22 protein-coding genes and 2 pseudogenes are annotated in these 21,362 nt (G+C 34.1%); 8 read left to right on the top strand and 16 right to left on the bottom strand.

Going from position 1 to position 21,362, the window contains the following annotated elements; translation table 11 throughout:
* The first annotated feature begins 181 nt into the window (after positions 1-181).
* Genes NST85_RS07100 through NST85_RS07090 form a run of 3 tightly spaced genes read left to right on the top strand, consistent with a single transcriptional unit; the run spans position 182 to position 1,358 of the window.
* Positions 182-484, top strand: coding sequence for a helix-turn-helix domain-containing protein (locus NST85_RS07100; protein ID WP_341188954.1), 303 nt, complete (start codon positions 182-184; stop codon positions 482-484).
* Entirely contained in the window at positions 454-936 is a 483-nt protein-coding gene (locus tag NST85_RS07095; RefSeq protein ID WP_127192028.1) for an IS3 family transposase, read from the top strand. Before NST85_RS07100 ends, NST85_RS07095 begins: the two co-directional genes overlap by 31 nt.
* Complete coding sequence (locus NST85_RS07090; protein WP_341191087.1) at positions 825-1,358, top strand: IS3 family transposase; 534 nt, start codon at positions 825-827, stop codon at positions 1,356-1,358. Before NST85_RS07095 ends, NST85_RS07090 begins: the two co-directional genes overlap by 112 nt.
* A gap of 80 nt (positions 1,359-1,438) precedes the next feature.
* On the opposite strand, the gene NST85_RS07085 is transcribed toward NST85_RS07090, so the two are convergent.
* A complete protein-coding gene (locus tag NST85_RS07085; protein WP_127192029.1) occupies positions 1,439-1,798 on the bottom strand; it encodes a winged helix-turn-helix transcriptional regulator in 360 nt (119 codons plus the stop codon).
* Positions 1,799-1,951: 153 nt separating this feature from the next.
* Here NST85_RS07085 and NST85_RS07080 point away from each other — a divergent pair, with 153 nt between their 5' ends.
* Complete coding sequence (locus NST85_RS07080; protein WP_341188953.1) at positions 1,952-2,683, top strand: NADPH-dependent F420 reductase; 732 nt, start codon at positions 1,952-1,954, stop codon at positions 2,681-2,683.
* A 183-nt stretch (positions 2,684-2,866) separates the two neighbouring features.
* On the opposite strand, the gene NST85_RS07075 is transcribed toward NST85_RS07080, so the two are convergent.
* Positions 2,867-3,001 carry a hypothetical protein gene (locus NST85_RS07075; RefSeq protein WP_281278189.1) on the bottom strand — a complete coding sequence of 45 codons (135 nt, stop codon included), beginning with the start codon at positions 2,999-3,001 and terminating at the stop codon, positions 2,867-2,869.
* 589 nt (positions 3,002-3,590) lie between these two features.
* On the opposite strand from NST85_RS07075, the gene NST85_RS07070 reads away from it, so the two are divergent.
* Positions 3,591-3,851, top strand: coding sequence for a hypothetical protein (locus tag NST85_RS07070; RefSeq protein WP_127192031.1), 261 nt, complete (start codon positions 3,591-3,593; stop codon positions 3,849-3,851).
* A 255-nt stretch (positions 3,852-4,106) separates the two neighbouring features.
* Here the strand turns inward: NST85_RS07070 and groEL are convergent.
* The 9 genes and pseudogenes from groEL to NST85_RS07030 form a co-directional block, all read right to left on the bottom strand.
* Positions 4,107-4,274, bottom strand: a pseudogene (groEL, locus tag NST85_RS07065) (chaperonin GroEL); the annotation flags it as partial.
* Between the two features lie 211 nt (positions 4,275-4,485).
* Positions 4,486-4,656 (bottom strand): annotated as a pseudogene (locus NST85_RS07060) (GMP synthase (glutamine-hydrolyzing)); the annotation flags it as partial.
* 126 nt (positions 4,657-4,782) lie between these two features.
* Entirely contained in the window at positions 4,783-5,394 is a 612-nt protein-coding gene (locus NST85_RS07055; RefSeq protein WP_341188952.1) for a hypothetical protein, read from the bottom strand.
* 41 nt (positions 5,395-5,435) lie between these two features.
* Positions 5,436-7,247 (bottom strand): hypothetical protein, encoded by a 1,812-nt coding sequence (locus NST85_RS07050; RefSeq protein WP_341188951.1) that lies wholly within the window; start codon positions 7,245-7,247, stop codon positions 5,436-5,438.
* 118 nt (positions 7,248-7,365) lie between these two features.
* The gene (locus NST85_RS29275; RefSeq protein WP_445671149.1) at positions 7,366-7,488 is read right to left on the bottom strand and encodes a hypothetical protein; all 123 of its coding nucleotides are present in this window, start codon (positions 7,486-7,488) and stop codon (positions 7,366-7,368) included.
* A 605-nt stretch (positions 7,489-8,093) separates the two neighbouring features.
* Entirely contained in the window at positions 8,094-8,858 is a 765-nt protein-coding gene (locus NST85_RS07045) for a hypothetical protein (protein ID WP_341188950.1), read from the bottom strand.
* A gap of 223 nt (positions 8,859-9,081) precedes the next feature.
* Complete coding sequence (locus NST85_RS07040) at positions 9,082-10,242, bottom strand: hypothetical protein (protein ID WP_341188949.1); 1,161 nt, start codon at positions 10,240-10,242, stop codon at positions 9,082-9,084.
* Between the two features lie 139 nt (positions 10,243-10,381).
* Positions 10,382-10,792, bottom strand: a complete 411-nt coding sequence (locus tag NST85_RS07035) for a hypothetical protein (RefSeq protein ID WP_341188948.1) — start codon at positions 10,790-10,792, stop codon at positions 10,382-10,384.
* Between the two features lie 198 nt (positions 10,793-10,990).
* On the bottom strand, positions 10,991-11,914 hold the full coding sequence (locus NST85_RS07030) for an HNH endonuclease (RefSeq protein ID WP_341188947.1): 924 nt from the start codon (positions 11,912-11,914) through the stop codon (positions 10,991-10,993).
* Positions 11,915-12,492: 578 nt separating this feature from the next.
* On the opposite strand from NST85_RS07030, the gene NST85_RS07025 reads away from it, so the two are divergent.
* Positions 12,493-12,576, top strand: coding sequence for a putative holin-like toxin (locus tag NST85_RS07025; protein ID WP_341191086.1), 84 nt, complete (start codon positions 12,493-12,495; stop codon positions 12,574-12,576).
* A 294-nt stretch (positions 12,577-12,870) separates the two neighbouring features.
* Here NST85_RS07025 and NST85_RS07020 read toward each other — a convergent pair whose 3' ends face one another.
* Positions 12,871-13,998: a Fic family protein gene (locus NST85_RS07020; protein WP_341188946.1), complete on the bottom strand. Its 1,128-nt coding sequence runs from the start codon at positions 13,996-13,998 to the stop codon at positions 12,871-12,873.
* 891 nt (positions 13,999-14,889) lie between these two features.
* On the opposite strand from NST85_RS07020, the gene NST85_RS07015 reads away from it, so the two are divergent.
* The gene (locus tag NST85_RS07015) at positions 14,890-15,762 is read left to right on the top strand and encodes a tyrosine-type recombinase/integrase (protein WP_341188945.1); all 873 of its coding nucleotides are present in this window, start codon (positions 14,890-14,892) and stop codon (positions 15,760-15,762) included.
* A gap of 108 nt (positions 15,763-15,870) precedes the next feature.
* Here the strand turns inward: NST85_RS07015 and NST85_RS07010 are convergent, their stop codons facing one another.
* A complete protein-coding gene (locus NST85_RS07010) occupies positions 15,871-16,731 on the bottom strand; it encodes an HNH endonuclease (RefSeq protein WP_341188944.1) in 861 nt (286 codons plus the stop codon).
* Complete coding sequence (locus NST85_RS07005) at positions 16,728-18,776, bottom strand: DUF4062 domain-containing protein (RefSeq protein ID WP_341188943.1); 2,049 nt, start codon at positions 18,774-18,776, stop codon at positions 16,728-16,730. The genes NST85_RS07010 and NST85_RS07005 overlap by 4 nt, the downstream gene beginning before the upstream one ends.
* Before the next feature lie 309 nt (positions 18,777-19,085).
* Here NST85_RS07005 and NST85_RS07000 point away from each other — a divergent pair, with 309 nt between their 5' ends.
* Positions 19,086-19,502 (top strand): hypothetical protein, encoded by a 417-nt coding sequence (locus NST85_RS07000; RefSeq protein ID WP_341188942.1) that lies wholly within the window; start codon positions 19,086-19,088, stop codon positions 19,500-19,502.
* A 525-nt stretch (positions 19,503-20,027) separates the two neighbouring features.
* Here NST85_RS07000 and NST85_RS06995 read toward each other — a convergent pair.
* Positions 20,028-21,017, bottom strand: coding sequence for a hypothetical protein (locus tag NST85_RS06995; protein ID WP_341188941.1), 990 nt, complete (start codon positions 21,015-21,017; stop codon positions 20,028-20,030).
* A gap of 58 nt (positions 21,018-21,075) precedes the next feature.
* The gene (locus NST85_RS06990; RefSeq protein ID WP_341188940.1) at positions 21,076-21,285 is read right to left on the bottom strand and encodes a hypothetical protein; all 210 of its coding nucleotides are present in this window, start codon (positions 21,283-21,285) and stop codon (positions 21,076-21,078) included.
* Positions 21,286-21,362 lie beyond the last annotated feature (77 nt).

Below are 21,362 nucleotides of genomic sequence, written 5' to 3'. Positions count from 1 at the left end.
TTTATGTTCTTAGTTACCGTTTCAATATGTTTAATATAAATTTTCGACTTACTTTGGTGAAAAAAAACATCCCCAATCATATCGATAATAAAGACCACTTAGGATATTGAAGTGCACCCCTTATAGTAGACATTGGAAAAACCCATATGGGAAACCGATGATACTTTAGGGGTGTATTTTTATGAGGAAAAGAGAGCAAACGAATAAATTGTATTCAAATGAAGTAAGGAAAGAAGCCGTGCGTTTACACGAGGAGGACAAATGGACGTACAAGCAGATTACAGAAAAGTATGGAATACAAGATAAAGATAGAGTTCGTAAACGTAAATGGGTGTATAAATTCAGGAAACTAGGCGAATACGGATTATTGGATAACAGAGGCCGCCGAGAAGAGTATATAGATAAGGATCGTTACAACCAACAACTTCAACGGGAGAATACGGTACTAAAAAAGTGCTTAGAAATCTGGAAACGGGAGGTGTAAAAGGCAAGTATGCAATTATCGAGGAGTTATCTGATCTGTACCCAGTGACTCTGCTATGTGAATTACTTGATGTATGGAGGAGCGTATACTATAGATATCTTAAGCGTAAGCAAGCAGACCCTGATGGCGTAATCAAGCAGCGGATAAAGGCGATTTATCTACAGCGTGAGCGAATTTACGGCTATAGGAGAATCCAAGGTGAGTTAGAACGTCAGTACAATGAAACGGTGAATCATAAGAAAGTATTACGTCTGATGCAAGAAATGGGTATTAGATCTATCATTCGTGCTAAGCGTCCCTATTTTAGTAATTATCAAACCGCGCAATCAGATGGCAGGGTATCTCCAAACCTCTTTATCGTGAATTCACTGCTACGAAACCAAACCTTAAATGGGTTACAGATATCACACAATACCGCGTTGGGGAGCAGCGTCTCTATCTGTCTGCCATAAAAGATTTGTGTGGGAATGTTATTGTAGCGTTTCATACTAACACTAGAAATGACAATGAGTTGGTGCTGAACACCTTTGCAAAAGCTTTTAAACAACACAAGGATGCTTCTGGTAAGATAGCTGATCTAATCGTTCATAGCGACCAGGGATCCCAATATACGTCCCACGAATACCACGATCTACTACCTAAGGTCGGCGCTCGAATCAGCATGTCTCGTCGGGGCAATTGTATAGACAACGCCGCAATGGAAAGTTTTTTCTCGCATCTAAAAACGGAAGCACTCTACCCCTATGATATTAGTTCAATTAGCGAGGCTCAACAACGAATTGAGGAGTTCATTCGATTTTATAATAATGAACGAATCCAAATTAAATTAAAAAAGAAGACTCCAGTTGAGTATCGACTACAATTCACATCATGAGTGTGTTAGATCAAAATCAAATGTTAGAACTGGACTTCATTAAGCTAATGGGCAATTTAATTTAAAAATACCCAATATAATTAATCTATTTTGTCTCCAAACTTCTTTCCGAATTCCTCCATTAGATCAATAATTGGAATCAATTTCTCCCCTTTTGATGTTAACGAATACTCAACACGCGGAGGTACTTCGGGATAAACTTTGCGATTAATTAAGCCATCCGCTTCTAATTCTCGAAGTTGCTTGGTTAGAGACCCTTGTGAAATCCCCCATAAAAGAGTCTTGATTTCATTGTATCGATGCGGTTTATACTTTAAAAACCATAGAATCAGGTACTTCCAACGTCCTGAAAGCATGTTTTGGGTATAGGCAATGCCATATACTTCTCTGTGATCCTTCTTACATTCTTCGTTAAATCCATCTTTGCTTATTCTAGACACCTTTCCACCTCAATCTGCTGTTTGGTACAAAAAAAAGTACTATGTCAATTTTAATTTCCCTCTTCAAAAATAAGAGCAATGTATATATATTAGTGCATGTATACAGTTTACTCAATCGACTCAATAATAAAGTAGAAAATAGGAGGAATGAAAATGAGATTTGGAATTATAGGTGCAGGACCAATTGGATCAAATATTGCGAAAAAATTGGTTGAGAATGGACATGATGTCAAGATTGCAGATGCTCGTGGGATTGAACGCTTGGAAGGGAAAAAACTTACAGGAATACCTGTAATCGTAGAAGATGTAATTAAAAATATTGATGTTCTTATAACATCAATCCCTTTCCACACGCTGCCAAGCATTCGCAACATTATTGATAAAGTTGGGGAGAAAGTAGTCGTTGTAGACACTTCAAATTATTATCCTCAAATAAGCAATAAGATCGAAGAGATTGAGAACGGGATGGTTGAAAGTGTGTGGGTATCCAATCATTTTGGTAGACCTATCATTAAAGCTTTCAACAATTTCTTAGCCTATACGTTAGAACATCATGGAACTCCCGAAGGGACTAATGGACGCATTGCCATAGCGATTGCTGGTGATGACCTATCCCATAAAAATAAAATTATGGGTCTAGCGAACAATCTAGGCTTCGACTCCGTAGATAGTGGTTCTTTAAGCGATTCGTGGAGACAACAGCCAGGAACCCCTGCGTACTGTACAGAACTTACAAAAGAGGAACTAACCATAGCCTTAAATAAAGCGAATAAAGAAAAAGCTCCATTTCTGCGTGATAAGGTGATGGAAAAGCTGTCAGCTTCTCCAGGTGCAATTTCAATTCAAGATGTTATTAAAGCAAATAGAGAAATATTTAATTCTTAAGTTAGAAACCCTTATTGAGGTAATTGGCGATCAACTAACGGGAGACGATAGTTAAATCATTGAAGCGGCTGACCAAATTCTAGTCTGCCGCTTTGTCATTTAAATAATTCAGTTTTATAGGGCTTTTTTCATTGTCTACAATATTGGGTCTTGACCATATACCTAGGTGGTCTTATGCTCATTCTATTTCTTCGTCTTTTGGGACGCTCCTTTATAGGCATCTGAATTTTCACCAGCAAATTCTGCATCAAGACTTGGAACACCTAGTTTCTTTTTTACTTGTTTGGAGCTATGCTTCGCATTATTCTTCTCATTCATCACAAATACACCTCCTCGTGTCGGTAGTATTATGTGGTGAGTAGCTTCACATTATTCGATGTGATGGTCGCGGAGTCCTGTTTTTGAGAAGTTTTTTATATAAGGAAAAAAGCCCACCGACCATACAGAACTGATACCTTGAAGGCAGTTCATATAGGTTAGTGGGCTTTAACTATATAAAAATCTCGCATTAATACATGAATAATTTAAACTATAGATTATTGAAATTTATCAGCAATCATTTTACGTTGTATTTGCCTAATTATTTCGTTATCCAGCATTTTCTTTTGCTGATCGATTTGCTGAGCGCGGGCTACGGGCATTAATTGCGTTCCTCAATGTAATCTACCTTAGTCTCGACTCGTGTTACACGTTGCAACGTTTCCAATTGCGATCCGGCATCCCCATTCCCCTGTTCTAATTTTTAATAGATATTCCTCACGTAACAGTGATGGCAAAGTAAAAAACATAATGGAAACCATTCGAAAATATTAACTACACACAAGAATAAAAAGGTAAATTATCCCAGTTTAGCGAATTACAATATAGATCGTTATTCCTATTAAATCAAAGAGAGGAGATAACAACCTTGAAATATCAAGGCGCTGTAGTTAAAGAACAAGGTGTAACCTTTGCTATTGTAATTGTAAAACCTCAAATTCTTAATTCTGCAGAACGCGAAATAGTGAGAAGTAGGTTTAGACCTTACTTTCCTCTCGGCATTCCAATTGTTTTGATGGCACAGAATCCCAATGGCATACCTACGTATCATGGAAAACAAGATATTGTTAATTTTTTAGCTAGCATTGATTTTCAGGGTATTTCTTGGAAGGAATACTCCATCGGATAGCCCCTGCCTTCATAGATTGAATTTTCAAATCAACATTCTCAGCATTGGAATTAAAGATCTAAATTCCATCACTTCACTTCCTTTAAATAACTCTGTGTCAAAAAAAATACGCCCTATACGGCGCCGTCTGCTTTCGATTTTTCTTCCACAGGTTGCTGAGCCCTCTCTATGATTGCCATTACGTGATTTTTAAGCAAAAACGGGACCCCTAAAGGTCCCGTTTTCCTTGATATATCAGGCTTTTTGATGTAATGATTACATCATGCCGCCCATTCCACCCATGCCGCCCATATCAGGCATACCTGGTTTTTCTGGTTCTGGTTTGTCAGCGATAACTGCTTCAGTTGTCAGGAATAGACCTGCTACGGAAGCTGCATGTTGTAGTGCAGAACGAGTTACTTTCGCTGGGTCAACGATACCTGACAAGGTTTTCAGAGCAAATATATCACCGTTATTAATAACAAATTTAGAGCAATGACCACTTCTTGCAATCATGCTTACATTTACATTGTAAAGTGGTGGTTGATCTATGTAAATACTCTCATCGAAAAACCAACTAATTTCAGACATAAAAAACTCCCTATCATCAACTTACTAAAGCGACTGAAAGAGAGTTTATTATAATTCAGTTAATTTATTCCCACTCAATCGTTGCAGGTGGTTTCGAAGTAACGTCGTAGACGATACGGTTTACGTTTTCCACTTCGTTTACGATACGAACAGAAATTTTCTCAAGCACATCCCATGGGATACGTGCCCAGTCAGCTGTCATACCGTCGATGGAAGTTACTGCGCGGATACCTACAACCTGCCTTAATAGAGTAAATTACTATTCAATTATCACGTTATTTTTGTATATCAATTGTAGCTGGTGAAGGCAATGTTTACAAGCTTACACAAAAACTAAACATCATCCGCATTCACGAGTAAATTATAAACTTTTGACACATCTATTAAGATTTCTTAGAACATCTTCAACAATTTCAAACAATTTGATTATGAAATCATTATCAAGTATTATTTCCTTTCTGTCTGATAATTTTATATGTGAACATTCCTCTATTTTATTTACTAATTCTGTAAAGTCCTTTTTTTCTATTACGCCGTTACTATGCATGATTCTATTACGAAGTTCTCGGACAAAATCAAGTTGAGCTATTTCGTCTTTTGTAACTACCTCACTCCCGAAACTTTCATTCAAATAATTGAGCTTATCAGTTAAATGCCTAGCATTAACATCACTAGAGAGTTTACTTTTTACATCATTATAAAAATCTATCATCTGAACTTCAAAAAAAGAATATATATTTATCAATATAGAATTGTTAGTAATTCTAGGCAGTGTCTCTCTCATTTGAATTATAATATCATAATGATAATCGACATACTCATCTTTATCTTCTTCATCAAGTCGGTCGATTTCTTCACCTATTTCATCTAAGTTACTTTTCCATGTCCGCTGAGTTTCTTCAAACAATGTTTTTAAATCTTCAAGATAACTTAACTCTATTATTTCATACCAGTTCAAATTATTAAAATGCATTATGTTGTCACCTCTTCTTCTTTGTTGTTGATTTCTTTATTTCACTTTTTCACTATTAAATGTCTAACATCACTTACAAAAAGATTGATGTCTTTTTCATGATAGTTTCTAGTCTTGTTAAATTCATCTAATGTTTTATTAAGGTTAAGTGTAGTTTCGTTATTTACTTTTGCAGATTCAACAACAAACATCTTCAGAGGTTCAATTAGATGATTAATCACATTATCCTGGCTGTCTTTAATTATTTTTAAGAGCAGTTCTCTTGTATTGTCTCTTAATGATCGATTTTCACTTAGTCTTAGTAACGTCTCTATCAAATTCCCATACTTATGAGTGATATAAATATAATCAACATCAAAGAAACCTAGACGAATCCTATCTAGTTTTTCTAGCCCCTCTAACCTCTCCTTTTCGGATAATCCTCGTTTTATTTCAAATTCATCGTCCAATGGCAAAATGGAAAAATCGCTATTCAGTTTAGTCTTCCCCATTAAGTAACGTTGGATGCTTCCCATCATTTTAAGATGATTATCAATAATAAAACCTTGACGAAAAAAATGAATCAAAGCATTTGTTCGTACTAAATTAATATAATCAAAATTAAAGTTCTCGTGCAATAACAACAAAATATCTTCTTCTATTGAAGCAGTCTTACTTATGGCTTTTCTTATTTTTTGAGGCGGAATTACTGTATTGTTTATCTCAAAATGATTGAGATTATCAATTATTAATTTACCGTTTGTATAGTCGCCCCATTTTCCAACAAGATCCAAAAATTCAAATATTAAATCAGCGTATATGTCATTATATTTTTCATTTAAGTAAAGGTAATTAAGCATCGAATCGATCTTCTGTTTCTCTTGAAATTCTCCAAAGTCTATGACTTGTCCATTATTGTCATCTAACTCTTTTAGTAACAAGTAACCATCTTTATTATTTGGATTTATATCTGGTCCATAAACTGCTATATATCCAATTACCTTCTCATCTGAACATATAAATAAATCTGGTGATTGTCTCAAACTGGTAAACTTATCAAATCTATTAATCCAGTTTATAAAAGTAACAATGACAATTCCTATTTCCTTATTAAAGTAGGGAGAGGTGAAGCTATCTAATAAAATCCTTAGTTCCTTTCCAATAGGTTCAAATTTCTTATTTACTTGAAATCCAATATACTTCCTTCTACTCAATAACGATAGTATTTCTTCACGTTTTAAGTTTATAAAAGTTCTATAAGATTCTAACTCATCGAGTCTTGTCTCATAACCATATACTATTTTAATTAGGTGATTAATTATTGATAATACCTGCGTGTCTACTTGCATTTTAAAGTAGTCATTAAAATCATCACCAAGTAAACCTTTTATATAGAGTCCCTTGATTGTTTGGGTAATTATTTTTACAATTATTTTTTTGGTCTCTGATTTCTCTTTCCCTTTCAAGCTATAGCAAAGAGGTCTTCTAAATCGTAAATCAAATGGCAAATCATCAAAATCACCATAATCTGTATTGAAAATACAGATTATTCTGTCCCAACCTAATACTTTGGCTGCATAACCTAGTTCTAGTAGCACGTTTGGATTTGGTGTTTTTCTATCCTTAGAGCCACAATTAATTATGCTAATATCAGCAATAAAAATTTTTGACTTCTCTATCTTTGAAAAAATTGTATTTACTATATCTGGTGTTCCTAGCTCATTCTTTGTATCTCTATCTAAATTTAAATCCAATTGAAATTCATTCGTCTTGCTCAATTCTTTTATTGATGCCACTATACAAGATTCTATAAATCCTCTATTTTCATTATTAGGCAGATCAGATTGCCACGAATAAAAGATATTATTATTCATTTTATCTCCTCACATACTTTATTCTCAATGCCATCCCGCTAGGTACCTTATATCTTATACTTTTTGGAAAACTTACTCTTTATTAGAGTATATTTATGTTAAATCTCCTTATCTCTTACTAATTGCTCTGTATAGGTTCAATAATGATGTTTCGTTCGAACTCCGCAAATACTGTCAGCAACCCGAAGAGAACCTTCCAAACAGATGAAGTAGTATCTATGTTGTCATTGGTTGAAATCAAGGTAACTCCTTAAGATTAAATCTCATCAAGAGATAGATATACAACAAGTGTATCACCTTCACCTAATATATCTAATTATATTTTGTAGCTGCTCTTCCTGTTATCTTTAGCACCGCTTGCACATTCTTGGAGTATCTTTTTGACTCAAAACTTGATTAACTCATCAAGTTGAAGATTTAGAATCTGATCTGCTGCTGATATACTTACATAACCTATTATCATTTATCTTCACCCTACACTGATAACTATATAGGGTAAATATACCATTAATAGATTTTGAGATGAGTATTGGTACATTCGGGATAAAATAAAAGCTATAATCGGAATCATCAAACTTGTATCTTAAATCGTATCAAAAACCTTGGTTTTTGAGATAAAAGTGATACTAACTCTAAATTATGTGTTTTGTAAATTTACAGGTTACAAAAAAGCTCTCATGACAGAAGAAAAGCACCATCGGAGGGATGATGTCTATGGCTTATAAAACTTCTCTTTTATGTATCATGTACCCTTCACTCAATCACGAAAATAATTCAACTTAACTCCTTTAAGCTCCCAGCGTGAATATTTACGAAGATCTCGACCTCTGAGAATTAGCTAATATATCATTTAGTAAGTCTTAATACTGCATGTACCGTGGATAAATAATAATGAAACATCCACTCATACCAAACTTTTTTATTGTACTCATCAAATTGCTTATCATTATTGTGCCTTATCTTGTAACTATTCACTATTCCAAAAATCATCTTATCATGTTCATTTGAAGTAAAATCCAACATTTTCTTTCTTAACGGTTCAAGGGCATCTGCTAATATATTTATCGCCTTCTTTTTTTGTTCATTGTTTGCAGAGAAATGAAAAAATAGATGTACAGCTGTTTCAATCTGTTCGATTACTTCATCATCTGTGTCTACTGGTAAATCCGTTTTTAAGAGCTCATTTAGACCAGTGTATGTTAAATTAGTAATCCCTCCGTCCTTTATTAACTTGTATCCATGCTCATAGTATCTCAAATATTGATTAATCATGTTTCTAAATTCTTTTTGTTCAGGTTCTACAAAACTAGTATGATCAACAAAATTTCTAATATGTTCATGCAAAATCTCAATCACAGTAAATAAGGTATTTTTATCATATTGAAGGTAATATTTTTCAATCGGAAAGACTTTACTATTTCCTGTATGAGCAAAAAAATATGCAACCGGATTTGGAGTCAACCTACGTTCCTTAAATTCACTTCCTTGAAACGCTGCCTCAAAATATCCTTTATCAAAAAAATACTTATACACGTCAAAAAAGTAACCATTCATAGCTTTTAAATCTATCGCACAAGTTTTTGTTAGCTTATTTCTCTCAATGTAGTACATAAATCTCACCTCTCTTAAATTGTTAGTTCTCTTAGAGAATTTCTGATAACGTTTAGCATTCCTGACTTTCAAACTGCTTAAGTGACTGTAGAGAACGGGTCATTTAGCTGGTTGAATGTGTCACCAGAAATACCTCTCTGAAAATCCCCTTGGCGACCAAGGAGCGAAGCAACTGCGTAGATCGGTGTTATGTGAAATGTCCACTTCTCCGAAGAACCCTAAATTAAACTAAATTAATTATCTCTTTTTCTTCTAATTGCAATGTGATTCTGTAGCACTCAGGACAAAGGTTAGTAATTATAAATGGAGACTCTCCTTTTGAAACTAGTTTTGGGAAATATCTTCTGAAGATCTTATTGTTTCTAACATCTATAGTAATATTCTTCTCCAGTTTATAATAATCTTTATTACAGCCTGAACATATATCTGTATTTATGTAGTCATCACAATTCACACAGTATTCGGCGTGTTCTGTTATGCCACTATCATAGTCGTAGTAGGCTTCTATAACTGAATTACAAGAGCATCTTGAACACTTCGTGCTTTGTAAATTACCACATTTAAAACACATTAGAGCATTCAATTTAGGATCATACCATGCATAATCAGCAGTATCACATTCAGGACAATCACAAAAATTACACTTTTCTTTTTCTTTTTCTTCCACAAAAGCTAGAAATAAATTTTCTTTCAAGTCTTCATCATCTATTGTATGAACAGCTTCAAAAATAGTCTTATATTTTTGTCCACAGTGAAGACACCTTAAACCTTCTCCGTCCTTTACAAGTTTCTCAATTGAACAAAATGCACATGGCAAGGCAATTGTTCCTATTTTGATTCCTTTTGCATTCCTATAGTAAGTTGTCTTTATTTCGTCCACATTAACAACTAATGACCAATTTTCAAGTACTGATGATAAAGTCTTCCCTTTAAACTCTTTAACAACTCTATCTAAAGAATATAGTGTTTCAGCAAATATTTTCTTTGGATTAGTATTTTCATCAAATATCACTTCTTTATGTATGATATTATTTCGAATGGTTCTAATAGCTTCGAAGTTTTCCCTATCGTGATTTGAAATTGTTTTTAATGTTGTTTCATAAGAAAAAACTTTATTAATTCTTGTAACAAGATTTTCTGCTGAAACAGTTTTCTCCTCTTTATCTAAATTTTCTCTAATAAATAAAGGATGTACGTCCTCTAAAAGGCTCTTTAATATTAGTTCACTTCCTGTCGCTAAAAATAAAATTGCATATTTGTATTCAAAATAGGTATCTTCTTCAATTGCTACTAAATACGAACTTATACTTCTATTCAAAAAATCTATTGCGTTATCGTAAAGTCTTAATTCTAATAAGGGCTTCTGTGAACTCGATTGATTCATTTATTTTCTTCCCCTCTTATTGGACATTTCTCATAACGTTCTTGTATCTACGAACCCGAGAGGCTTAAAGGAGCGCTAGCGACGATGCTGAATGCAGTGTTAGATGAAGTCCTCGACTTCCTGATCTACTTATATATTTTCAAATATCTCTCTTTATAAATGGTCTTACTTTTTCTTTCAAATTAATATTGTTTCCTGCCCAGAGTATCATCTCGACACCGTAAATACCCTCAGGATGAATATCTAAATTACAATCTTGTTCTTTAAAATTATCAACACCAATGTCTTTATCGAACTTAAGAATTATTTCGTCATTTAAATTTACTACTTCGCCATTGTGCATTGGGTAATCAATGGCTCCGATATTTGGTAAGTTTATAATATTACCATCTGTGTCTCTGTTCGTTATTCTAACGCCAATCCAATTACCAACATGATCATAGAGCAAAAAGCATCTTACTGATGATTCTCCTCCAATATTATCAACATATTTAGACTGTTCCTTTAAATAAATATAGACTAAATAGTTATCTTCAATGGTAATATGCATTGGCTTCTCCTTTGTGATTTCCGATTTTCCGAGGATTTCACCTAACGTTCCCGCATACGTGACCCAGCCTTAGGTAGCTCTTATCTTAGAGCGAAGTCTATTGAATTTCTAAATATCATATGGAGGTAGCCGTTTCGTGAATACTTTGTTATCGGATGGATGAGTCTTCGAAGGTAACCTAACCAAAATCACTACTTGTTAAGATAATATCTGATGATCCTCGATATATGTTCCTAAATCTATGTTCAATTCATGATAGTTACTGGATGTTTGTGTATCATTCTCAAGAATAAAGCCTAATCTTCTTAGTATGAGCATCTCTGAATCAATATAATATTTTGCATCAATATTAAACTTTTTACATGTTTCACTAATTGAATGAATCTTTCCTTCTTTAATACCCCAACGAAATCTTAAAGCATTCATTTTTTTCTTAACTTGTATAAATGATTCATCACTTGTTAACAACTCTACTAATTGTAAGACTAAGAAAAACATAAATTTATCCGTTTCAATGTCTTCAGTTTTTATAATTTTACAGTATTGCTCTTCTGTAGGAGCGAACCCTCGTTTATGATCAAAATAAAACCATAACGACACAAATCTTAATAAATCTTCAAGCATATCAAGATCAATCGTTTCAGGTTCATAAAATATTTCCTGAAACACAGGGGTTAAAAATTCATCCTCATATCTACTTCCTCTTTTTTTATTGCACGATTCACAAAGAAGCCTAATATTCCTTTCATCTGAGGAACCACCTTTAGACCAGGGAATAATATGATCAAAATTCATTTCTTCATCAAGTACATTTTTTTTACATTCTTGACAAACCTGATTATCTCTTCGCAATACTTTAAATTTAACTATTTGAGGAATATTTCTTGTTATATTCCTCAGCTTTTTAGTCTCAGTAAATGGTTCGGCAACAAAAAAAACGGGACATAGATGACCAAAAATTCTACAAAGTTGCTCCTCGTTTTCTGTAATAGGGAAATTTTCTACAAGGGGACCATAAGGACAATAGTTAAGCTCCCAACAAGGTTTACAAATTGCAGTAATTCTATTATTATTTTTTCTTTGTTTCCACTGTGTAAAAGCTTTATCCATTCTATCTGCCATAATCCTATCTCCTTAAGAATCATTGTTGGATGAATTGTATGATGTTACTCATCTTTCAGATAACTCCTAATCTACGATCTCGCATTTACCTCTCATATGGACGGATAGAAGAGTTTGTGTAATCGTCCTATGTAGTTAAATAGGTGAAGCTACTCGGCTGGCTCAAGGTCATGTCATCCTATCCAATGGACTCTGGATGCAACAGATATCTTTGATCTGATATGAGTCTATATACCTAGCGAACATAATCATACCATATATTGTAATTGGACTCCTTGATTAAATTTCACCCTTATCATATCGCAAAATTTCTCTCTTGGGTCGCTGGCTGGATGTGTTATGGTGCTTTCTCTCAGTAACATTGTTTAAGCAAAAACTATCACCCTATGCAGCAAAAGCCACCCATAAGAGTGGCTATTCGTTGTATAATCGTTCAACTGCATGCTGCTTATCTTCTTCACTTGGTATACTGTAACGTAGAATTATATCTGCTGAGCTATGACCGCTCTGACTCTGAATCACACTTATGTCTTCACCCGCACTTACAAGCCCTGTAATGAAGCTGTGGCGCGTGTCTGGTGAGCGTTTTTGAAGCGCTGAGTTTAATGTTCATTTTTGGAATGTTCATTCTCGCTTTACTCACATACCTAAAGAAAAAGTAGACCGCCCTCTGACAAAGGTACGCGATCTACTTTTCTTGTAATTCGTCACTTTTTGCTCAAGCCAACTGCCCTTAAAAGCAGCTATCGTGATGACCGTAGCTACTAACTACGGTCTTTCTTAATATATACATATTATAACATTTATATCCTATTGTTCCAATAAAGCTTTTCTACATTCTCACACAGCATGATCTTGAGCATGTGTGGATACGTCTTCAAGGTCTTTTCATCTGAATTATTTTGAACTAACCTCAAAAAAGCAAAGTAGTATCAGCTACATCAAAATGCAATATATCACTCACTATTATCAAAATCTATTCCAGTAATGAAGAAATACCTTTCGAAACTAGCCTCAATACATTCAATGATAAGCTGCGTTAATTTTTCTGTCTCCCCATTAGTGCTTGCAGTCTCCAGTGCATCGTAGTATCTCCAGCGATCAGCAACTCTTATTGTCGTTTCTGGATATCCATACTTAATTAGGATCAAGTTCATCAACAATCGGGCTGTATGTCCATTGCCATCTCTGAAAGGATATATAGATTCAAAACCGAAAAGAAACTGTGCGGCCAGTTCTACTGGATGAAGATGCATTTTAGCTGCATCATACCAAGAGATTAACTTCTCCATCTCAGATGGAACCTGCATATAATTAGGCGGCACATGTTCACTACCAAATAAAACAACTTTGGACATTCGATACGATCCAGCTGCTTCCTTATCGATGCCTTTCATAACCAAATAGTGAATGTTCTTTATCGTATCTTCACCAATCTCAGCATCGTTAACTATCGACATAACATATTCCAACGCTTCATAATGGTTCAATGCTTCAAGGTGTTCTCTAACAGTCTTGCCACCTATTGTGATTCCATCTTCGACGACAACCTTTGTCTCAATAAGTCTCAGAGTATTGCCTTCAATGGCATTCGAATTATATGTCATATCAACTGCAATTGCTTTTTGAAGGCTTTCTACTGACTCCTTTGGCAGTGGCCTATACGAATCGAGTTGCTGCTTAAGGCTGTCAATCCTATCGAACCTTCCCATATAATTATCTTCCTCAATAACTCCTTTTTCTCCACATGTCACTCCTTCCGTCTTAGTAAATGTTATACCTTTAAGTGCTTGAACTACATTTCCTTGGATCTGTTCAGCATCTACTACAGCTCCCTTGCCTTCCATTGTGTTATCGTAACATTCCAGCAAGAAGTCTACACCTACAGCTCCTACGAGCTGCATTAAACGATTGAACTCTTCTTCTTTACCTATCTTTGTCGCTTCTACCTTTGGTATTACAGCTGTTTTGTAGAACTTCGACTTTCCTGTTCTTTTAGCTTGGAAATCAAGGAACCACTTATGTGATTCCTCTGTATTAAAGTCGTTTTCGTTTACTTTAAAAACTATCATTGTGTTTATCATGATGTCACTCCTAGATATGAATATTACAACAAGTCACATGGTCTGCAACATTTAGATCACTCTAAAACGACATACTCTCATCTGTGAGCTAAGTAAATTGCTGACAGCTGATTGTGATCATCTAAAATTTACGTTTATTCCTCACGTTGGAATGATTCCTTAACGATATTATTACTCACAAATTCCAAAGTACGGGTACACCAAGGCATGAGTTCCCTTCTCTCTTAAGTAGTATGAAATATTCACTCTCTGTTAAAATAAAATCTGCTAGTCTTTTTTCAAAAAAAGTGTTTACAAGAGTGATAAATATTGATATAATAAATTTTATATGTTTTATTTCCGATTATACTATCACATTCGCAATTGATTTTCTATATTTTTTTTATAAAATAAAAACTTATTCGTTGAACAGATGTGCTACTCTCTTATACAGCCGCATCATAACATCAAAAGGTAAATAATATCCCCTATACAAAAAGCTGTAGATCTCCGTTAAGGTCTACAGCTTTTTATATAGGGGATCATCATTTCGTAGGGCTAGTTCATGTTGCTACATTCTAACTCCTTCACCCTCCGATAAAAAGTATTGGGCTTCATACTTATTACATTCATAGATCCTCTCAATATTCCATAAGTCGAGCTGCGGATGTGCCTAGCTCTCTCAGTAAACTAGACATAATCTAGAAAGTAATAAATATGCCCCTACCTACCAACATATGCTCCCTTGCCATAACCAGATAAAGTAATACCATCTCAATTCAAAAACCATTCATAATATAAATTATGTTTACTTTCATGATCACAAATGCTAGGATTAGGATGTAAAACCATACATAACTTATTGATAGCATAGCCAATTGGAAGTAAACATAATTTATGGGGGACTAGAATATGACCTTAATCCGCGGATTTATCGAGCAACTTCAAGAAGAAGACCGATCACTAAATACAATCTACAACTACCAATTAGCAATCAAAGACTTCTTCAAGTGGTTTGAAGGTTCATACGATAAAGAACCAACCGTTCTGTATGCACAAAACATCAAGGACTATGTTCAGCACCTACAAACCGTAAAAGGTCAAGGAGCAACTACAATCAATGCCAAGATCGCAGCACTTCAAAAATACAACGTGTACCTTGTCTCAATTGGTGTACAACCTGATATGGTCGTTACCAAGAGTAACCGACGAAAAGTACAACAACAATTTGCTTCCCCTGCTCAATTCACTGAAAAGGATGTAAACAAATTTATGCAAGCTGTGATTGAGAAGGGCAATTCAAGAGACTTCGCTCTTGTCACAATGCTAGCGTATACTGGTTGTCGCATTAGCGAAGCACTAAATATTATTATTGATACGGACTTACATCTTTCTTCTAATGAGTTGGTCATTCGTGAGGGCAAGGGCGATAAGGAAAGAACCATATTGTTGAATGGCAAAGTAGTCAATGCTATTAAGGATTATTTGAAGAACAGAAAGGAACACAAACATGCGGATAGTCCATATCTGTTTGTGTCTAACAAAAGGGAACGAATGAGTCGTATTACCGCTAATGATATGTTTACCCAATATAGTCTAAAAGCTGGACTTGAGCACGTTTTATCACCACATGATTTGCGCCATCACTTTTGCTCTAACGCACTTGAGAATGGCTTTGACGTTCATGAAGTGGCAAATATTGCTGGGCATAGTAACATTCACACAACTCTTTTATACACTAATCCTACACGTCAAAAGATGTTGGATAAGTTGAATAGGTTATAAGAACAGAACACAAGGACACTAAGTCTTGTGTTTATTACTTTAGACATATAGAACAAGCCAGAACCAAAGTGTAAGATTCTGACTCATTTTTAAGTATACTAATTATTTTCAACTTACTCTTAATTTATATATTCTTTCAAAAAACTCATCGCTTTCAATAATGGCTTCATAAAGTGATGACTTCCAATAGTTCTGTCCATATTTTCTAACAAAACTGTCTTTTTTTCTTCGCAAACTTTCAATATGTTCTTCTCGTGGTAAATGAGTATTATGAAGTATTTCATCATGAAGATTAGATAGTTCTTCTTCAACATATTCGGATAACTCGTTCAAGAGACCGAGTTCCTTATAATGACTTGTTATTAAACTGAACTGCTCTGGACCGATACCTGAATTGTTTTTTAACTCGAAAACTACTCTTGGCTCTTGAATAAGAGGATTTGAATCGAATATTAATTCCACATTTAAGAATTTCTCATTTGGAATATCATCGTAATAAAAGTTCAAAAACAATCTCTTCCCATTGTTAAGCCATTTAAAACTTTTTTTTCCATTACAATGTCCACAGCAGGGAATTAAATTAGGAGGGTAAATAGAAAATTCAGGGTAAATGCTCTTTGGTAAATAGTGATCTATAGTTCTTGGCTTATCCATCCCACAATATGGACAAGAGTTTTTATGTTGTGATGATTGTAAAGCAATAATCTCAGCTACTACTTCCCCTTCTAAATACCCATCCTTATTTCGGTTATAGCAGCTCCCTAATGCTTTAATGTCATTCTCATCAATAATGTTACTATCAGTCATCACTTCAAGGGTCGTTGCATTACTTTCATAAATTTCATACCTTGATAATACCAAATGCTCAATATTTTCTAACCTTAGCTTTTTATCTGCATCCCTAGCATTTTTCTTAACTCGCTTATAAACATTTAAAGAATCTAGTTGTGGAGGATTTAGGTTCTTCAAGACTCTCCCTCCTGCTCACTCTTATTGTGAAATAAAGAATTTAAATAAGTAAGAGCATTAAAACTTAAATCATTTTCAAATAAACCTATTATCTTCTCCTTGGTGTGTTCTTCTGACATTCTCTTCAACCATGTTTTATAGTTACTCTCATGCTCCCTCACTTCAAATACATCATTAGTAATTGTGCTAATATTCTCTCCAAAACACTCATTATATAGTGGCTCCACTACAGGCGTATTAGAAAATCTCGAAAATACATGCACATATTTAGAGGGAATCTCTTGAATAATGAGTGGTGAATGTGTTGATAATATAGCGTACGATTCAAACTCCTCTAAAATTTCATAAAACATTCGCATAAAGTTCGCTATAGCATTTGGATGAAGATGTATTTCAGGCTCATCGAATAATAGTATTGAATCCAATTCAATATTCGCTATCACTTCTGTCATAGTTGAAATCATAATGTTTTGACCTGAACTAAATAACGAATTTAAACTGTAGCGGCTTTGTCCTAACCGATTATCTTCTCTAATACTTTTGATTAAGTCCAAGCTTTCTTTTTCTAATACGTTACTCATTATTTTCGTCCATTGATCTTCTCTATCTTTATTTTTAACTTCATCAAAAGCCTTGAAAAAATTATCTTCTATATCTTTAAGTGACAATATCCCTTTTTTAGTTCTTAAACCACAATATACGTAACTAAAAAAGACAGTCTCTTCTTTTCTTGTTTTTTCAGTTTCCAAGATATCATCTTCTTCATCAGCATTTAAGACTTCTTTAAAAGGCTTAAACAATTCATCAAAAGCACTGTAAGATATAGCAATCACTTTACTGAAAGAAGGTCTCTCAGGATAAAAACTATCAGTTCGTACTGCCCCACTTAATCCACTTGCTAATTGAGTGAGTATTTTCGTTTTACCAGTAGCATTTTTACCGACAAAGGAATTTATTCTGTATGGCAGTTCAGATTTATTAAAATTTAAATTAACAATGTGTGGGGATGTTGCATTAGGAATCTTATAGTTGAAAATAAAGTCCAAATTTTTATCATCAATTACTCTTCCAAAATATTGTTTTGCCTCTTTTAATGCTTTACTTGCCTCACTCCAGCGTAATAATGAGTCTGTAAATCCCTTCTCTTCCCTAAAAGAAGAGTAAATCTCTTCATTTAATGCCGCATCATTAAGACATGCAAATTCCACTTCCGTAAATCCGACATCTCTTAATTTTTCATAAAATTCCACGTTTTGCCCTAGGGAACAATAATTTCTGTCTAGTCTTTTGAATGTATTTGGTATAGAAAACCTAGTTACATTATTCATCTTATTTAATATTTTATAAGCACCTATAAGCTCAAACGAATCAGGTTGATCTATGTAATAAAAGTGGAAATATGTTTCATACCCGTGGTCATTCCAAGTGTCACTCATTAACACTACACTTGGATACTCAGATACTTCTTTCGGAATAGAGAAATTTTTAGAAAAACCAGTTATGTAAAAATTCATTTTTTTCTTCTGTTCATTCCCTGATCCAATTCTAGATAAGTCAATACTACGTTCTATCCCTAGTAATGATTGAAATACTCTAAGTTCTATCTCCTTAGTATCATCAACAAAGCTAACCAATGTAGATGATATTATTCGTTCTCTAAAATCTTTATGCATTTGAGGGTTTTCTTGTTCAGCTGCATCCTTATATCCAATAAACTCAATTTTCTGTTGAATTGCATTTTCACTAAGAACGATAACGATTCTTGGTTTACCCAATTCCTCAGCATAGTCATATTCCCAATGGGTGTAACTTTTACCTGTCTCTCTATCAATAGAACCATAACGCCCGCCAAGAATTAACATAAACACATCTGATTCTTCAATCCAGCTCTTTGTCATTTCCTTTTGTGATTCATCCCCTGCTGTAAACAACTCCATTCCTACGGGAATATGTCCAACGTTTAAAACTGCCTGTACTGCAACTTGACGTTCTTCTTTCAAGTCTGTAAATGTGGAAGATATAAATACTTGCAGTTTTCTTTTCATAAAATCCCAATCCTATCTAAAGATATATTTTTATTGTTTAAATAACATCGTAATTATAATCACAATACTAAACGTAGTGGTACCTATTGTAAATGGATGTAATAAGAATTACGTTCTATGTCGCTATTACTTTGGAATCCCCTATAGACACACTAGAACCATTCAGAACCTAAATTTTTATATAAAGTCCACAGTTTCTCAATACAAAAGATTAATATACCATCAATAAAGCCCCAATTTTATCTATGGTAAGGTATATAATTCATACATATAACACCACTCAATCACTAATGAAATGGAGATGTTAACGTGCCAAAGGTCTACATAATTAACACCAACAAAGCAAATAATCCTCAAGATGAAACCGACATGATAAGCAATATGAAATGTTCAGCGTATTACAGTCCTTGGAAGCATTACATAGACACTATAGAAGCAAACGACATTGTGTATCTTTATAGTAGTGAGGTGGGCATAATTGCAAGGGGAATTGCTACAGGCATCGTAGAGATAGCTGATTACAAGGGTGACAAGGATGCAGAACACTATATGCATCTTGATCGTTTTCAATCATTGAAAGCACCACTAATTGCTAGTAAAGTTACAGATATTCTTAGCGAAGCCGCTGACGACAAATACAAAATACAATGGAATCAAACAATGATCTTAGTTGCATATTCACTAGGATTAAAAGTTTGGCAACATATCACTAAAGATTGTATATAAGTTGAAGTGTCCTATTTTATTGATAGAACACTCTTTAAGACAACATAAGTAACGAAACAGAACAGTAATTACGAGCTTAGAGGGAATCATTAGTAACTGACTAATCGGTTTCTTCTATTCATAGATGCTTTGTTAACGGCACGATAACGAAAAAATCCAATTGACTAAGCACTTCCAGAGAAATCACTATTAAATTACGCATTCTGATATCTCGCAATACCATAGCTCTTTCAAGTTCTATAGATCGGTAACGGCGTTTGTAACAGAGGACGAACTGTAGGAGTCATCTTAAAAGATTGGATTATCCGTGAGAAGCCGCGAGGTATCGGTACTTATACACAAGCCTGACTCCATATCACTTAATATAGACTTATTCTGACAGACTTCGTCACTCTTTTGAAAATCAAAAAGGTATGATATTCGGGGTTATTATTATATAAGTTATTTTATAAATTATCATATATATATATAATATTATATTTAATAACCCCAATAACCATACCTTTTAATATTCTTAATAACTTCTTAGAATGGCAATTCCGATTCAGAAACTTCTAACCCCTTCCTTACCCCAGTAGTCTTTACAGATTCCTCAGCATAAAGCTCGCTACGCAATATCTTATCCGTACTAATATGTAATACTCTTCTTTTCTTTCCCGGTGAACTCCCTTTTTCAAAAACATGAACTTTGTTAACTTCATATGTGTTTGGCTTTCTAAGATGATCAGGAATCCCAAATACATATGGCTGTTCGTGACAAACGATCATATTGTGTATTTTCAAACTTTCTAGATAAGTGTCCAAAGAGCTTGTCCTAATTCCTAATTCTTTATTGAATCGGGGTAGAGACACACAGGCGCCCTCACTGAACCGATCATTCAAAGATTTAAGATAAGAATAGATATAGAATCCAATTACACCAATATCCGCTTGTTCCATGCAATATATAAAAACTTCAAATGGAACTTGATGTGAATACGTCACATCGTAAAATGTACCATCAAGTTCTTTTTCGCTTAAGGACTCCAAAGTTCTATGAAACGCTTTGACAGGAAATTTCACTTTAAAGTTTCTATTACGAATTATTGATTTGAACTCTTTGTTGTCATTCTTAAATTCATTAATTGTGTGAAACATAATAAAGCCATCCTCTTCAATTTCCCAAAACGTCGGGTAATCAGTCGTTGTCTCTGTATACCCCAGTTCATCTGTAATACCACCTTTCTTAATAATATAGTTCAATGTCTTATTCGTGGAACTATATCCAAGCACTTCCTTGATTATTGATTGAGTAAACTTCGTGTTAACATCGTATTTACAATTTCTGTACAACCAGTAGCTAAAATAGATGTATGAGTAAGCAAATGCAATATGACTAGTACCACCTTGAAACAACTTCTTACAGCTAATCAAATCTTTGAATATTTCATTTGGCAAAAATACACTACCTATTTTGCCATCATTAATCAAGTGAACTTTCAAATCTAGTATCATTTCTAATTCTTTTCTTTCCAACTTACCTCAACTCCCTTTAAATTATCATCTTTAAGTACATACAAAATCAAAAAGGGTGCTATCCTTTGATAACACCCATTTCAAAACCTCGTTGCCTATATTCATCTAATGCTTGGATCAATTCAGGATCACGTTTGAATAACCAAAACTTACAATGACTCTCTACATGAAGGCCAACGCATATGTATTTTATATTCCTTCCCTGCCGCAAAAACTTAAACAAGTTTTCAGAATAGCAGAAAAAGAATCCTTGATTATCATTATTCACTTTACTCTATCTCTCCTCATTTTTGATATGAAAAATATTCCATCATGCTTTTGATTTGGATGCAAGAATTGGACACC

This window comes from Paenibacillus sp. FSL K6-2524 (assembly GCF_038005525.1).
GTDB lineage: Bacteria > Bacillota > Bacilli > Paenibacillales > Paenibacillaceae > Fontibacillus > Fontibacillus anaericanus.
This window is presented reverse-complemented; position numbering and strand designations above follow the sequence as displayed.

Excerpts from the sequence above, each read along its gene's own strand:
- NST85_RS07100 (WP_341188954.1), top strand. The coding sequence starts at position 182 with ATGAGGAAAAGAGAGCAAACGAATAAATTGTATTCAAATGAAGTAAGG.
- NST85_RS07080 (WP_341188953.1), top strand. The coding sequence starts at position 1,952 with ATGAGATTTGGAATTATAGGTGCAGGACCAATTGGATCAAATATTGCG.
- NST85_RS07075 (WP_281278189.1), bottom strand. The coding sequence starts at position 3,001 with ATGAATGAGAAGAATAATGCGAAGCATAGCTCCAAACAAGTAAAAAAG.
- NST85_RS07055 (WP_341188952.1), bottom strand. The coding sequence starts at position 5,394 with ATGCATTTTAATAATTTGAACTGGTATGAAATAATAGAGTTAAGTTAT.
- NST85_RS07050 (WP_341188951.1), bottom strand. The coding sequence starts at position 7,247 with ATGAATAATAATATCTTTTATTCGTGGCAATCTGATCTGCCTAATAAT.
- NST85_RS07045 (WP_341188950.1), bottom strand. The coding sequence starts at position 8,858 with ATGTACTACATTGAGAGAAATAAGCTAACAAAAACTTGTGCGATAGAT.
- NST85_RS07040 (WP_341188949.1), bottom strand. The coding sequence starts at position 10,242 with ATGAATCAATCGAGTTCACAGAAGCCCTTATTAGAATTAAGACTTTAC.
- NST85_RS07035 (WP_341188948.1), bottom strand. The coding sequence starts at position 10,792 with ATGCATATTACCATTGAAGATAACTATTTAGTCTATATTTATTTAAAG.
- NST85_RS07030 (WP_341188947.1), bottom strand. The coding sequence starts at position 11,914 with ATGGCAGATAGAATGGATAAAGCTTTTACACAGTGGAAACAAAGAAAA.
- NST85_RS07020 (WP_341188946.1), bottom strand. The coding sequence starts at position 13,998 with ATGATAAACACAATGATAGTTTTTAAAGTAAACGAAAACGACTTTAAT.
- NST85_RS07015 (WP_341188945.1), top strand. The coding sequence starts at position 14,890 with ATGACCTTAATCCGCGGATTTATCGAGCAACTTCAAGAAGAAGACCGA.
- NST85_RS07005 (WP_341188943.1), bottom strand. The coding sequence starts at position 18,776 with ATGAAAAGAAAACTGCAAGTATTTATATCTTCCACATTTACAGACTTG.